The 14172-nt window shown below is 38.6% G+C and carries 15 protein-coding genes and 2 pseudogenes; 14 read left to right on the top strand and 3 right to left on the bottom strand.

The features are described 5' to 3' along the window. The first annotated feature begins 19 nt into the window (after positions 1–19). From A33I_RS20200 to A33I_RS21255, 3 genes and pseudogenes are all read left to right on the top strand, one after another. A pseudogene (locus A33I_RS20200) lies at positions 20–463 on the top strand (DNA/RNA non-specific endonuclease). Between the two features lie 3 nt (positions 464–466). Further along, on the top strand, positions 467–946 hold the full coding sequence (locus A33I_RS06070; protein WP_022627588.1) for an immunity protein YezG family protein: 480 nt from the start codon (positions 467–469) through the stop codon (positions 944–946). A 147-nt stretch (positions 947–1093) separates the two neighbouring features. Beyond that, complete coding sequence (locus tag A33I_RS21255) at positions 1094–1462, top strand: hypothetical protein (protein WP_022627587.1); 369 nt, start codon at positions 1094–1096, stop codon at positions 1460–1462. A 401-nt stretch (positions 1463–1863) separates the two neighbouring features. Here the strand turns inward: A33I_RS21255 and A33I_RS06060 are convergent, their stop codons facing one another. Together A33I_RS06060 and A33I_RS06055 are read right to left on the bottom strand one after the other, a co-directional pair. Next, positions 1864–2259, bottom strand: coding sequence for a hypothetical protein (locus A33I_RS06060; protein ID WP_022627586.1), 396 nt, complete (start codon positions 2257–2259; stop codon positions 1864–1866). A 93-nt stretch (positions 2260–2352) separates the two neighbouring features. Then, positions 2353–2562, bottom strand: a complete 210-nt coding sequence (locus A33I_RS06055) for a hypothetical protein (RefSeq protein WP_022627585.1) — start codon at positions 2560–2562, stop codon at positions 2353–2355. A 128-nt stretch (positions 2563–2690) separates the two neighbouring features. Between A33I_RS06055 and A33I_RS06050 the strand changes: the two genes are divergently transcribed. The 8 genes from A33I_RS06050 to A33I_RS06015 all read left to right on the top strand — a co-directional run bounded on the left by A33I_RS06050 (position 2691) and on the right by A33I_RS06015 (position 9447). Further along, entirely contained in the window at positions 2691–2975 is a 285-nt protein-coding gene (locus A33I_RS06050) for a hypothetical protein (protein WP_022627584.1), read from the top strand. Next, a complete protein-coding gene (locus tag A33I_RS06045; RefSeq protein WP_022627583.1) occupies positions 2972–3217 on the top strand; it encodes a hypothetical protein in 246 nt (81 codons plus the stop codon). The genes A33I_RS06050 and A33I_RS06045 overlap by 4 nt, the downstream gene beginning before the upstream one ends. Positions 3218–3263: 46 nt before the next feature. Continuing rightward, positions 3264–3581, top strand: a complete 318-nt coding sequence (locus tag A33I_RS06040) for a hypothetical protein (protein WP_022627582.1) — start codon at positions 3264–3266, stop codon at positions 3579–3581. A gap of 144 nt (positions 3582–3725) precedes the next feature. Beyond that, the gene (locus A33I_RS06035) at positions 3726–4301 is read left to right on the top strand and encodes a TetR/AcrR family transcriptional regulator (protein ID WP_022627581.1); all 576 of its coding nucleotides are present in this window, start codon (positions 3726–3728) and stop codon (positions 4299–4301) included. Between the two features lie 80 nt (positions 4302–4381). After that, complete coding sequence (locus A33I_RS06030; RefSeq protein WP_022627580.1) at positions 4382–7549, top strand: bifunctional cytochrome P450/NADPH--P450 reductase; 3168 nt, start codon at positions 4382–4384, stop codon at positions 7547–7549. A gap of 232 nt (positions 7550–7781) precedes the next feature. Continuing rightward, positions 7782–8075, top strand: coding sequence for a helix-turn-helix domain-containing protein (locus A33I_RS06025; protein ID WP_022627579.1), 294 nt, complete (start codon positions 7782–7784; stop codon positions 8073–8075). A gap of 119 nt (positions 8076–8194) precedes the next feature. Next, positions 8195–8716, top strand: a complete 522-nt coding sequence (locus tag A33I_RS06020; protein WP_022627578.1) for a competence protein ComK — start codon at positions 8195–8197, stop codon at positions 8714–8716. A gap of 344 nt (positions 8717–9060) precedes the next feature. Next, positions 9061–9447, top strand: a complete 387-nt coding sequence (locus tag A33I_RS06015) for a hypothetical protein (RefSeq protein ID WP_022627577.1) — start codon at positions 9061–9063, stop codon at positions 9445–9447. Positions 9448–9551: 104 nt separating this feature from the next. Here the strand turns inward: A33I_RS06015 and A33I_RS06010 are convergent, their stop codons facing one another. Next, positions 9552–10082, bottom strand: coding sequence for a M20/M25/M40 family metallo-hydrolase (locus A33I_RS06010; protein ID WP_022627576.1), 531 nt, complete (start codon positions 10080–10082; stop codon positions 9552–9554). Between the two features lie 349 nt (positions 10083–10431). Here A33I_RS06010 and A33I_RS06005 point away from each other — a divergent pair, with 349 nt between their 5' ends. From A33I_RS06005 to A33I_RS05990, 3 genes and pseudogenes are all read left to right on the top strand, one after another. Then, complete coding sequence (locus tag A33I_RS06005; protein WP_022627575.1) at positions 10432–11847, top strand: GIY-YIG nuclease family protein; 1416 nt, start codon at positions 10432–10434, stop codon at positions 11845–11847. A gap of 371 nt (positions 11848–12218) precedes the next feature. Continuing rightward, a pseudogene (locus tag A33I_RS20190) lies at positions 12219–13593 on the top strand (DNA/RNA helicase domain-containing protein); the annotation flags it as partial. A 79-nt stretch (positions 13594–13672) separates the two neighbouring features. Further along, on the top strand, positions 13673–14068 hold the full coding sequence (locus A33I_RS05990; protein WP_022627574.1) for a (deoxy)nucleoside triphosphate pyrophosphohydrolase: 396 nt from the start codon (positions 13673–13675) through the stop codon (positions 14066–14068). The last annotated feature ends 104 nt before the right edge of the window (positions 14069–14172 follow it).

The raw sequence follows: 14172 nt of genomic DNA, 5'->3' as shown, positions 1-14172 counted from the left end.
TAATGAATTAAATGAAGACATGCATGGTTTTATCGAGTCAAATGAACTTTGGTATGAAAATGAATGGCAAAAGCAATATAGGATACAGGTGCCTGTCACTACTCGAAGTACGTCGAAAGATTATCGACAAAATACGGGTAGTGACAGGCGCTATTTATTAGTTGGGGGACCTGATCGCCTTCCAACAGATGATGGTGGACATCTTATAGCAAGTATATTTAAGGGATCTGGTGATATTGATAACTTAGTTCCTATGAATGCTAATATTAACCGAGGAGAATATTAGAAGCTTGAAAATGCATGGGCTCAAGCTTTGAGAAGAGACCCTCCAGAAACAGTAGAAGTTAATATTATACCTCGTTATCGTGGAGACTCTCACAGACCAGACGAATTCGTTGTAAGGTTTAAAATTGGACAAGAAGACTGGGATAGTAAAAGGTTACGAAATTATAAGGGGGAATAATAAATGGAAGAAAAGTTAAATGAGTTTTATAAAGGAATTGCTTTTCAAGTTACTAAGATGATTCCCGAGGAATGGGATGAAGTTAAAATTTATGGAGAGGTGAATCCATCCGCAAAAACTATCTTTTTTTATTATCTTCCTGCTGGAGTAAATGAACCTATATATAGTCAAACGATTCCTGATAAATTTTCTATTTCTGCAATTGACTATTTGGAGGCAGAGGACGAACTCTCTTTTTTAATCGAGGATTTATGGGATTATACAAAGGGGAATTACAATGAAGTGTGGAACAACTTTACAATGAGTATTAGTAAAGAAGGAAAGCTGCTTGTTGATTTTAATTATGATTTAAATGAAGAAGATAATCCCACTAAGACTCGGATTATATGGGCTTATCAACATTTTGGGCTTGTACCTACAAGTCAATACGGCAAAGATTTGTTAGATGAATATCTAGGAAATAATCAAACATCAATAGATTAATAAAACGATTCCTATTCCACATTTTATTAATGATATTCTAACTTGATTTAGTTGTTTATAAACTTAAAAGATTAAGCACTTGATTAAACGACAAGTGCTTTTTCGCGTGTAATACTAAGGGTTAGATTAGGAAAGTTGAGGTCATATATGGATTTAAGAGGTATTTATAAGCTGATTGAAGCTGAATTTAAAGTGATAAAAAAAGAAAAAAGTGTTATTTCTATTGGACCAGAAAATAGAGAAAGCTACCCCGAAACTACTATAAAGTTAACTTTAGATGAAGGAAATAATCAATATGAGCTTTTTGAAGTTATTATAGGAAAAGAATATCTGGTAGATACGTTCACAGATAAATATAAATCCGTATTGGCATTATACATTTTTTCGAAAAGCAAGCTAGAAGTAAGGAACTATGATACAAATTGCCAAAATGATATTGAGAGTGCAAAGACACTAAATGAAATTCAAAATATATTTAAAGATAACTCCGAAGCACAGCATTATTCTTTTTTTTGAGCTTAAGCCAAATAAAATAATCTTAGAGAAAAACACAAATGATAGATATAATATTTTAATATTAGGAAAAAATGGCTCTAAGGTATATATAGATAAAGCTAGAAATTTAAATAGCGCTGCCGGTGTCCTATACAATTTTTCTTTTAAACTAAGCCAGTTTTATGATCTTATAAATAGAGATGAAATAAAAACGGACTCTGATTTTACTGAAACTCTAAAAGAATTATATCTTTTAGGTTAAAGAATACTCAACTTTATCTTTTCACTTAATGTATACAGCGGAGCAATTTCACAGGCACCACCCGAAGTTTAATAGTGTGAGATATCAGCCTGCTGGGCGCTAGCTTGGCAGGCTTATTTACTCCCTTCAACTGAAAGTGCAATTAAATACTTTTTTCTTTTTAATCCTTTACCCGCTGCAAATAATAAAAGACGCTGCAGAAAACAAAAACAATGACGAACGCAAATAAAATCCACATCTCATCAGCAGAGTTACTAAAAGCCACATAATAAAACCCAATGGCATAAACAAGACCTATCAAGCTATATAAGACACTACCGAGAACCTTACTAGAATAAAGGTACTTCTTACTTAGCTGAAAGAAGGCCTCTCCAATGAGGCAGCCAAGATAACCAAGCGGAAGAATACCGTAGATCAGATAGATAACCAGTGCAGAGATCATCATGTCGAGAAAATCATCCGCCAACGGCACAGTAATATTAAATGCAAGCATAAAGATGGTGAGTAAGATAAAGGCTAAAATCAGTGTTCGAATAGTAGATTTAAAATGGCTCATATTTTCTCCTTGGTATATAAGCTAGAAAAGCAGTATGTATGAAAAGTAATAACGTATGAATGACTAGTAACTAGTCATTTAACTACGATGAGTTTATTCCCCCTGCTTGCCAGCCTTCGATTGATCTTTATAGGTTAGGTAGGCCAGCACAAAGAACATAAGTACAACTCCATAAAAAACCACGGCTTCAATAAAACCTTCCACTCCTGTAAAATGATTGACAAATAGAAGAACGACTAACACCGTTTGGATACTGAAGGCGACCTTAAATCCACGGCTGATATGATTTATCTTTTGAAACATCCTATCACTTCCTATTCATTTTCATTAGTAAACTCTAACATATCTATAAAATCTTAGTAAGTGTTATAAGATAGATATGGACCGACACTTTAAAGGTCAATTGTCAATTAGTGAACGGAGAGAGCATGATGGACAATAAAATCCTGTTAAAAGAACAAATAAAAGTCGTGATTGACTTAATAGAGAAAGATTATGCAAACAAAATCAATGACGGTGTTCTACAATTAATTTATAAACGATATAAAGATGCACTTGCCATTATAGAGAATCATGAGGATAACAGCGGGATCAAGATTGCAGGGGGAGTTCGTGCTTATTTGGATAGCTATAATGACTATCAAAATTCGTTAGTAGAAGAGATGCATAAGGCTGAAAAGATAGTTAAACAACTTAATCGTGGTGATAATAAATGAGTAATCCTATTAGTAAAACAAAAGATGTACATGTCCAAACGAATATTGTCCTCAACTTAGCCAAGAAGAAGAGGGTAAAGAACGACCATGGCTACCTTAATACGCTCATCAAACGTTTAGAGGAGCTACTAGAAGACTTACAAATACAAGGGCTAGATACCATAAAAAAACATCAATCAAAGGAGCTCTGCGGGCATATCTGGAGACCAACCTTGTTGAAAGTTACAATGAGCCTTTGGTAATAGAGTTAGACAAATTGGAAACTATGCTTAAGTAAGGGGGATTGAAATGAAATATTTACTACGATTTTTATTGCTAGTTTCATTAACTTTAATAGGCTGTTCCCCAGATGCATCTCAAGCTAATAATGCTGATCTCGAGGCAGAAATAATAGATATTAATGAGGATGATACCATTATTGTTGTTGTTATTGATGCAAGATCGCAAGGATATAGAGATTATATAAATAATAAAATTAAGCTAGGAATACCTAGCGATTACTCTATTGATGGTTTTCAAGAAGGTCAATTAATATCAGTTTGGCTTAATGGTTTAATTGACACTGAACCACCTTCTGGATCAGCAACTAAAATTAAGGTTCATTAAACATGTTCGGGGCAATATATTAATCGATGAGAATGATTTATTAAAGCTCTAGACGTATTAAGTCGTTGCTTGCACTGTATGGTAAGATGTACTAAACTTATTAAGAATGAATATTCATTCCGCCGCAGAAGGAGGAAATTTCAGATGCCAACATCCACAAGTAAACGTGATCATATTTTGCACAGTGCACTGACTTTATTTGCAGAACGTGGATTCGATGCGACAACGATTCCAATGATTGCAACGGATGCCAATGTGGGAGCAGGAACCATTTATCGCTATTTTGAGAATAAAGAGGTTCTCGTCAATACATTGTTCCAACATTATGTCACGTTGTTCACCAATACGCTTTTGGAAGATTATCCGAAAGAGCATAGTACCCGTGATCAGTTTCATCATTTATTTCATGGGATGGTCCGTTTTACAAATGAACATGAGCATGCTCTTTATTTCATAAAGACACATAATGCTGCTTACTTTCTTGATGAAGCGAGCCGAGAGCACTTTAATCGCCTGCTGATGATCCTTCAGAATTTTATCGATGAGGGGAAAGAAGAAAAGCAAATTCGAGAGCTTCCATCGAAAGCGTTAATTGCTATCATATTTGGTGGTTTTCTTGAGCTTTATAAATTGATTCGTGCAGGGGAGCTCGAGGCTTCAGAAGAACTGTTGGCAGGAGTAGAGAGAAGTTGCTGGGACGCTGTGCGTCATCCTGAGTGATGGGGCTCAGTTTTCTTCTCCTGTAATAGGAATGAATATTCATTCCGGTAATTTCATTTCTATGAAAGAGGTGTTTTTTCATGAAGCAAATAGAAGAACTTCCACAACCTAAATCCTATGGTCCGCTCGGAAATTTACCGGTCATAGATAAAGAAAAACCCGTACAATCGTTTATGAAGCATGCCCGTGAGTTGGGTCCGATCTATCGATTTCAATTTCCGGGCCGGGTAAGTACTTTTGTTTCTAGTGCCCGCTTCGCTGCAGAAATTTGTGACGAGACGCGCTTTGATAAAAAAGTAGGACCCGCTCTTCAAAAGGTACGTGCCTTTGGTGGAGATGGGTTGTTTACCAGTGAGACAGAAGAACCGAATTGGAAGAAAGCCCACAATATTTTGCTGCCTAGTTTCAGTCAGCAGGCGATGAAGGGGTATCATGATAAAATGGTCGATCTTGCGACACAGCTGATCCAAAAATGGGCCAGGCTCAATGCAAATGAAGAAATTGATGTACCAGATGATATGACACGACTTACGCTTGATACGATCGGTTTGTGCGGCTTCAATTATCGTTTCAACAGCTTCTATCGTGAAGATGCTCATCCATTCGTAGAAAAAATGGTGAGAGCGATGGATGAATCAATGAGTCAGACTCAGCGGCTCGGGATCCAGGATAAGATGATGGTTCGATCTAAACGACAGTTTAAAGAAGATATTGATTATATGTTCAATCTAGTCGATCAATTAATTGAAGAACGCAAACAAGCGGGCGATCAAGGAGAGAACGATTTACTAGCCCACATGCTTAAAGGGAAAGACCCTGAAACAGGACAATCCCTTGATGATGAGAACATCCGCTTTCAAATCATTACATTCCTTATTGCAGGGCACGAAACAACGAGCGGTCTGCTATCTTTTGCGATCTATTTCTTATTGAAACATCCTGAGAAATTACAGAAAGCCTATCAAGAAGTGGAAGAAGTGCTTGGTGATGATACACCTTCTTATAAACAAGTGAAACAGTTGAAATATGTGCGGATGATCTTAAATGAAGCTTTACGATTATGGCCAACTGCACCGGCTTTTTCTGTATATGCCAAGGAAGATACGACACTAGACGAAGAATATGAGGTTGAAAAAGGGGATTCGTTCACACTCCTTATACCGGAGCTGCACCGTGACCGGTCTGTCTGGGGAAACGATGCCGAAGAGTTTAAACCGGAGCGGTTTGAAGATCCAGCAGGCATTCCGCATCATGCGTATAAACCGTTTGGCAATGGCCAGCGGGCGTGCATTGGGCAACAGTTCGCTCTTCATGAAGCAACGCTCGTGCTCGGCATGGTCCTGCAGTATTTTGAGCTTGAAGATCATACGAATTATGAACTAAACGTAAAAGAAACGTTAACATTCAAGCCTGATCGATTAACGATGAAAGTAAAACCAAGAAAAGAAGCAATGGTCTTCCAAGCGCCGGCAGCTGAAGAGAAAAATGAAACCTCTGTAGAATCAAAGGCGGGGTCAGTCCTCCCATCTCATGACATACCATTACTTGTGTTATTTGGATCCAATTTAGGGACGGCAGAGGGGGTAGCCCGAGAACTTGCGGAAACCGCAAAATACCAAGGGTTTGAAGTGACCACAGCTCCACTCGATGAATATGCTGGTAAACTTCCGACTGAAGGGGCAGTCCTGGTTATATCTGCGTCCTATAATGGAAACCCGCCGGATAATGCGGTCTCCTTTATGGATTGGCTTTCTTCTGCTGATGAAACAGATCTAGAAGGTGTAACCTACGCTGTTTTCGGCTGCGGCGATCGTAATTGGGCGAGCACCTATCAACGCATCCCAGCTGTCATTGATCGAGAGCTTGCAGCCAAAGGAGCTTCCAGACTCCTTGAACGCGGAGAAGGGGATGCGAGTGAAGACTTTGATGGTGACCTTGAAAAATGGCAGGAGCGTTTATGGCCGTGTCTAGCGGACCACTTTAACCTTGAGCTCGAGCAAGGTGATCGCTCGTCTGGTCAAGTGTCTATGGAATTCGTCAGTGGAATCAGCTATACACCAGTCGCTCGCTCGTATGATGCTTTCACAGCCGTGGTTCGTGACAATCTGGAACTCTTACATTCTACTGATCGCAGCACTCGTCACATTGATGTACATCTGCCACAAGGCGTCACCTACAAGGAGGGTGATCACCTTGGCGTGCTGCCTGAAAATTCAGCAGCCCTTGTGAACAGGGTGCTTAGCCGTTTTGGAATAAAAGGAGAAGAGTTTGTCATTCTTGGAGAAGGGACCGGAAGAGCAAACCACCTGCCTACCAACCAGCCTGTTCAGCTTGCGCAATTGTTATCGTCTTATGTAGAACTGCAGGAGCCGGCGACCCGCGCGCAAATTCGTGAGCTCGCAGCAAGCAATTCTTGCCCTCCTCATAAAATGGAGCTTGAACAGCTCATAGAGGATGCAAGCTATAAACGAGAGATTTTAGAGAAGCGTCAGACTATGCTGGAGCTGCTTGAAGCTTATCCTTCGTGTGAAATGGAGTTCGAACGTTTCCTATCATTGCTGCCGTCCTTGAAAGTCCGTTACTATTCGATCTCTAGCTCGCCACGTGTGAACGAGCATCAAACAAGTATTACCGTCAGTGTCGTACGAGGAAAAGCCTGGAGCGGCAAAGGTGAGTATGAGGGAGTGGCCTCTAATTATCTGGCATCACGAGAGAAAGGCGACAAGATCGCCTGCTTCATTCGGACCCCGCAATCGAACTTTCAACTGCCTGATGACCCGGAAACTCCGATGATTCTAATCGGACCTGGAACGGGAATCGCGCCTTTTAGAGGCTTCATCCAGGCTCGCCGTGCGCTGCAAGAGGAAGGAGAAACGTTAGGAAAAGCCCACTTGTATTTCGGGTGCCGTCATCCAGAACAGGACTTTTTGTATGAGAAGGAGCTTAGGGAAGCTGAACGCCTCGGGCTCATTGAGCTTCATAGTGCCTTTTCCAGACAGGAGAAGGAGGAAAAGGTGTATGTGCAGCATTTAATGAAGGAAAATGCGCAAACCATTCTTTCTCTCTTAGACCAAGGAGGCCGGCTGTACATTTGCGGCGATGGCAGCAAGATGGCTCCAGAAGTGATGGATACACTGATTAGATGTTATCAAGATCTTCATCAAACAAGCTATCAAGAAGCAGCTGCATGGGTAGAAGAACTTGAACAATGCGGTCGTATTGCGAAGGATGTCTGGTCAGGGTCTTAAGGCTTTTTAAGATAGGAGCAACTTTCAGGGTTATTAAACTATCGAATATTTAAAGGGTCATAATAACCGATTACAAAAGGAGCTTGGTTAACCAAGCTCCTTTAATGTGTCATTTTTTAGCAATAAAATAAAAATATCTTTAAAAATTTCCATATATTAGGTAAAACTTTAACGATCGTTAATGGTGTGTTATTTCCTGCAAACAGATAATGTTCAAAAAAGGAGCATATCTGTGGTAAAACAAGGAAAAGATCCGTTAAGTGAATCGTTTGGAGTGATCATCCGGACAAAAAGAAATCGAGCCGGCCTAACGATCGCGGAGTTAGCTTGGAGATCTGATTTAACAGAGACCTACATAAGTGAAATTGAAAATGGAAAACGAAATATCTCCCTAGACATTATCATGAAGCTCGCTGCATCGTTTGAACATGATGAACCTGGAAATCTCTTAAATGAAACTCCAAATCAAGTATATGAAGCCATACGAGCACCAATCCAGCAGCGAATAGACGAAAGCAAGAAGTAGAGAAAATAGGTGCCCTCATCTATTTTCTCCTGACCAAACACCACATCCCCCAATACATCTACTACGTGACAAGGAAGCCGTCACAAACCTACCACTGAACCTAAAAGGAGCGTTCCCCCATGAAACCATCTATCCAGCCGAATTATGATATTAACCGCCACACTCTTGCAATAATGCCAGCCTATCACACCGACTATGAAACGATTGTCTATGAGAATCATCAAATCTATTATGTAGCGGAATCAAGCATGTCGATGATCAAGCGAGCTTGTATTGAAGGCGGCGCCACCTATGACGGCCGCAGAACAGCAGTAAGTGAAATCACAAGAGCACAAAGTAAAGTGCCAATCCCGATTGATACGATGGATCAGATCTACACCTTCCCAACCCATTCACCCACAAAGCTCGAATGCTCCTGGTTTTTCTATCACCACATCCGCACCTTTATGCCGGACCCTGACAACCCTGCGAAAACAATCATTACATTCCGCAACTCCATACAGTTAACAATTGATGCCACCTACGCAACCATCGAACGCCAAATCCAGCGCACTTCCTATTGCATTTTAAGACTCACATATAGACCATATAAAACAGAGCAGGTGATGAGGCAGATCGATTATTCACCAGCCCATTACTAAATACCTAAAAAAGGTGATGTATTTTGTAGAGATTTAATGTATGATGAAGATAGGAAATGAATGACAAAAAGATTCGTTCTCAGAACTCTCCAAGAATAAAGGCGCATACTCAAACAATCAACGACTCGACTCTTCACCCGAGACCCCTAAGAAGCAAAGCACTTTAAAGACTCAACCATCCCATACTCCATTCCTAAAAACTTCATATAAACCATTCAACCACCTGCTCAAAAAACTCAAAAACAGCCTCAACAACATGAAATTCTCATCCACCAAATCCAACAACGTTTACTTGCAGCCAATAAGAATTGAATAAGCAAGCATGAAGAAAGGATAAATAACCTATGAAACCACAAAAAAAACATTCCGTCCGCGCCTATCAGCTCCTTTATGATCTAGAACATATCCTAAAGAAAATCATCATCCTTACCCTGCCACTTAAAATAAAACAAGACCCATCGTACTCCAACTTAGTCAATATCATCATCCTAAACAACCTCATCCCATTAACCCAAGACCAGCTCCAACACCTCACTCACACCAAAGTCACACGAAACAATGTCTGCCACATGCACCCGATCATGATCCAAGACCTCGACAACCTAAGAAGAGTATACGGCCTAGCCGAAAAAGCCCTCATGAGGCTTGAGCACAAACAAGAAATGCAGAGTGAAAGAAGACAGCGAGTGTATCGAAGAAAGGTAGATAATACGATGAGATTTGGGTCGTAGGGGGAGGGAAGGTTGAACAGGAAAAAACCTTATGTGCTAGAAGACGAAAAGGGCTAACTTCAATAATGAAGTTAGCCCTTTCTTTTTAATTCAAATGCTACTTTTTATACTTCCTCACCAGCCTGCACTTCGCTACTAACCCCTATTAATTGCTGGTGCAGCACACCCTCAACTAATAACATCGTTTCATACGCTGCTTTGTAATCAAGAGTTTCAAAGTCAGTGTGCTCATGCAAGTAGCCTGCTGATAGGTTCACAGAGGAAATGCCATACTCAGCAAATACTCGAGCATCACTTGAGCCCCCGACAGTCACTTTCCATTCATCCATGCCTAATGATTTACCTGCTTTCTCGAAAAGCTCCCCGAACTCATCCGGGCAAAAAGAGGTGGAATAGTTTGATGTAACAATATCTCTTGTTCCTCTACGGTCAACGACAATCGCAGCATCGACATCAGAGATAAACTCTTGGTCAATCTCTCTAGCTCCAACACAGCCAATTTCTTCTTTTACTGTGAAGGCAACTTTTAACGTACCATTAAAGTTTGTTTTAGAAATACGGGACAAGAGTTCTAAAACAACGGCAATCCCAGCCCGATCATCTGCTCCTAAGATTCCCTCTGAACTGGAGAGCACGGTTCCTTCTTCAATAATACACTCAGCCTTATTCCATTTTGCGAAACCAATGATTGAACCTCACCTTTGGGAAATACAAGCTCATGTTAATACGATGAAAGAATTGGGTAGGCTAAAATATTCCTTGTTTAATGATTAAAAGACGAGAGAAATCTCCGAGACAAATAAGAGTTTCTAAGAAAGAATGGATATAATCGCAGAGAAGTTTGAACGTTCAAGCCGCATGGACTGCGGCTTTTCTGGTTGCGCTTTTCTTGTCGGTTATATTCTCTAGAAGTATACAGTAGAATAATAGGTATGATACAGTAAAAACATACCACAAAAAAGGAAAAGTTATGGGAGGAACAGTATGTTTAGAAAACTAAAAGAATGGTTTCAATTAAACAATGCTATTGCTGAAAAGGAGAAGAAGATTAAGCAAATTGATGAGTTGTTGGCTGATAAAGAGAAAGCTAAAGCCAATATTATTGCTGAAGCGAAACTCACCGCAGAAAGTGATATTAGAGAAATTGCTGAAGAAGCGATTAAGCGAAAAAGAGAACTAGAAATGGTTGAACAATCACTCGACAAACACCAAAAGGAAGTTGATAAACTAGGACGAGCAGCAAAGAAGTTCAAAAGTGAAAGTGTAGGAATTAAACAACTTATTGAAAAGTTTCCTCAAGCCGTTAATTTGGATATGGTTCAAGAAGAGTTGTCTCTTTTAGAAGAAGCGATGGGAGATGGCGTGTTAAGTACGTTAGTTGAGTTAAATCTACATCATCAAGATTCTAAGTTGCTACGTAAAGAAATGACAGCAAATAACCGTGAAATCGCTAAGTTGTTGAAAGCCTATGAAGGTCGCTATTCAACTAAGGCGAACAAAACAATCTATCACCTTATGGTAATTGGTTTAAAGGCGGAATTGCAAAACATCTTACATAAATTAAAATACGCGAACCTTGATAAGTCTCAAGACGATGCGAAGGCATTGATTGATAAATACTTAACAATTTGTGGGGATGGAAACGCGAATATCCTACCGACGATTACTAGGTTCCTATCAGAATTAGAGCCTTTATTCCGTAATGCGATTCAAATTGAATATAAATACTATATTCAAAAGGAAAAAGAGAAAGAAGAGCAGCGTTTAATTAAAGAACAGATGAAACAAGAAGCAGAAGAACGTAAACGTTTAGAAGAGGAGAAGAAAAAGATTGAAAAAGAGGAAGGAAAGTATCTTACAGAAATCGAGAAGAATACGAAGTTACTTGAGAATGAACAAGACGAAACGAAGATTGCCGCTTTACACGCAAGACTTGCTGAGCTTAATGAACAAGTAGAAGCGCTTGAAGAGCAGAAGAGTGAAATTGTTAAACGGGCAAATGGGCGAGCTGGCTATGTGTATGTCATATCAAACCTTGGTTCGTTTGGTGAAAACATGTTTAAAGTGGGGATGACGCGTCGTTTAAATCCACTGGACCGTATTGATGAATTAGGGAATGCCTCAGTTCCGTTTAAATTTGATATACATGCTATGGTATTCAGTGATAACGCAGTAGAATTAGAGCAGAAAATTCATGAACGCTTAAATGCTCATCGTGTGAACAAAATAAACTTACGTAAAGAGTTCTTCTACTCTGATGTTCAACAATTACAAGATATTGTCCAAGATATAGATGAAACCGTAGAGTTTAAAACCACGTTATTGGCTGAAGAATTCCGTCAAAGTCAAAGTATCATCAATGAAGAAGAACACACAAAAGAAAAAACACAAATAGCTTAAACTAAACACCCTCGTGGAGATGTCTCTGGAAGGGTGTTAATGTACTTTGCGATTTATAGTGGCTGTTTGACCCCGGCCACCAGTATCAACATATTAGTTATTTGAGAGCCAATGCTAATAAATCCTAGCATTGGCTTTTTCCTATATGGTCACTCTATCCAAGGAGCTCAATTATTTCAAACCCATCTTTAATTTACGAAATGACTCTCCTATTTATATCTTAAATTAGGACAGCATTTACTATAAGTTGAATAACCTATAAATAACAGTAATAATAAACCTGAGTAAATTCCTGCTTTAAAAATAAAAAAATCTTAAGAAAGTGGGCAAATAGGTGTGAATAATATTATTAAGTTCTTACTGGCTAAAAACATAACGAAAATGCGCAAAAAAGAGAGATATCCTTTTATCCTTGTGCCTATTTACATAATTATATTAACCAAGGAAATAAAGATCCCTTAACTAATCCTGTTTATCATTATTATATTGAACAAGCTCCTGTCTTTGTAAAAGGAGAAGCCGCTCATTTACGAGATTTCATAATACGTTATATTCAGTTCGGGGACCATAAAGAAAACCTCTATGAGATCGAAAATGGACGAATCAGACCTTCAAAATCTTTGCAAGACTCTTTAAATAACATGCTTAAGGGTAACAAGGAGTTTATATTGATTGATGAACAAAAAGTAGTCTATGAGCAAGCTATACATATGGCTAATACGGCAATTAGGACGGGAGAAAAACAAGTATTAATTGTGAGTGGTGGCCCCGGAACTGGAAAATCAGTGCTTGCTATTAATCTATTAGTTGAGTTAACAAACCAAAACAAAGTGTGCCAATACGTAACCAAGAACGTTGCTCCAAGAAATATCTATGCAAATAAATTAAAACAAGACTTTAGAAAAGGACATATCGATAACTTATTTAAAAGTTCTGGTAGTTATATAGAAGCGCCAGAAAATGAATTTGATACTCTCATCGTAGATGAAGCTCACAGGTTAAATGAGAAATCAGGGATGTTTCAACATCTTGGAGAAAATCAAATCAAATAAATTATTAATTATTCTAAATTTTCTTTCTTTTTTATTGATGAAAATCAGAGGGTGACTTTGAAAGATGCCGGGAGTCTAACTGAAATAAAAAAGGATGCTATTGATAAAAATGCAAATATTGAAGTGATGGAACTTGAGTCTCAATTTCGATGTAATGGCTCGAATGGTTATCTTGCTTGGCTGGATGATGTATTGGAATAAAGAAGGAAAAAGTGACTCAAACTACCACGATATTAAATTAGAAGAATTTAAATTTAATATGAGCTGGAACTTGGACAATTCATCTACATGGGCGATTGATTCGAACTCAGTAAAAGAAGCAGGGTGTATTCATACCTGCCAAGGACTTGAATTTGATTACGTCGGCGTCATTATAGGAAATGATTTAAAATATGTTAATGGGGAAGTTATTACAGATCATAAAGAGAGAGCAAAAACAGATTCTTCACTCAGAGGGTTAAAGAAGATGGTAATAGAAAACCCTGAGAAAGCGACCAAGATAGCTGATGAAATTATACGAAATACATATCGAACTCTAATGACAAGAGGGCAGAAAGGTTGTTTTGTTTATTGCGCAGATGATAACTTAGCTAATTACCTTCTGAGCAGATACGAAAAAGTTAGTAATTCTTATGAACCAAATGACTTTTTCCATGAATATATAGCTGAAAGTGATCAGGAAAGATACAAGTGAACGTGATGATTGGGTAATTACAGAAAACAGCGAAAATGCTATACTATAGGCATCAAGCAACCAGAGAGGAGTTACAACATTGAAAAAAAACATACACGTAGTAGGAGCAGTAATATTTGAAGACAATAAAATTCTCTGTGCAAAAAGGGGAGCTGAGAAAGCTCTTCCTCGTCTATGGGAGTTTCCAGGTGGAAAAATTGAAAAGGGTGAAAGTCCTGAAGATGCTTTAAAGCGTGAGTTATTAGAAGAAATGAAGTGTAAAATAGATGTTCATGAACAAATTGAGCATACCATCTACGAGTATGATTTTGGTGTGGTACACTTAACAACCTTCCGTTGTAATTTGCTAGATGGGAAACCAGTGTTAACGGAGCATATAGATATGAAGTGGTTAACTCCTAAAGAATTGCACCAATTAGAATGGGCTCCTGCTGATATACCAGCAATCGAAAAGATTGAGTCATTATATGTTTAATAGCTACTCCTTTAAGAGTAGCTTCAGGCTGTTGAGAAAGTCTTCTCAACAGCCTATTTTTATACTTTAAACCGATTATACATATAGATATAATAAAAATAGAA

Origin of the sequence: Alkalihalophilus marmarensis DSM 21297 (assembly GCF_000474275.2) — a bacterium.
In the GTDB taxonomy this organism is placed as follows: domain Bacteria; phylum Bacillota; class Bacilli; order Bacillales; family Bacillaceae_D; genus Alkalihalophilus; species Alkalihalophilus marmarensis.
Note: the sequence above shows the minus strand (reverse complement) of the source record. Positions and strands in the feature narration are given on the sequence as shown.